The 648-nt window shown below is 46.0% G+C and carries 1 protein-coding gene; it reads left to right on the forward strand.

Features of this window, described 5'->3' with window-relative positions:
* Window positions 1-648, forward strand: a 648-nt coding sequence (truA, locus tag A3735_RS06970; RefSeq protein WP_068637824.1) for a tRNA pseudouridine(38-40) synthase TruA, incomplete at both ends; no start/stop codon positions are given.

Consider the following 648-nt stretch of genomic DNA (forward strand, 5'->3'; position numbering starts at 1 on the left):
TCAAAAGAGTGGCTTACCTACCGTTCAAAAATACTTACAAGAGGCTGTATCAAGTGTCGCCAATCAGTCCATAGAGCTTGTTTGCGCGGGCAGAACCGATAAGGGTGTGCACGGTGCTCATCAGGTTGTTCATTTTGACACCGAAGTGCAGCGTAGTGAAAGAGCGTGGGTTTTTGGTAGCAACTCAAACCTACCAAAAGATATCAGTGTTTCATGGGCTGGCTGTGTTGACTCTGAGTTTCATGCGCGATTTTCTGCTACCAGTAGGCGCTATCATTATGTGATATACAATCACCCGGTCAGGCCTTCAATCTTCCATAATGAAATGACTTGGTGTCATGACCCCTTAGATGAAATAAAGATGCACCAGGCAGCTCAATGTTTGGTGGGTGAGCATGACTTTAGCTCGTTCAGGGCTGTAGGCTGCCAGTCAAGAACGCCGTTTCGGTTTGTCGAATTTATTAATGTTCAACGCTTCGGCGATATTTTAGTTATTGATATTAAGGGAAATGCATTTTTGCATCACATGGTTCGTAACATTGCTGGTGTTTTGATGGAAATAGGTAAGCAGAGAAAACCAGTAGATTGGTGTGCCGGGGTGCTCGAAGCACGAGACCGGACTAAGGGGGGAGTGACTGCGCAGCCAAA

Source organism: Oleiphilus sp. HI0061 (genome assembly GCF_001635675.1).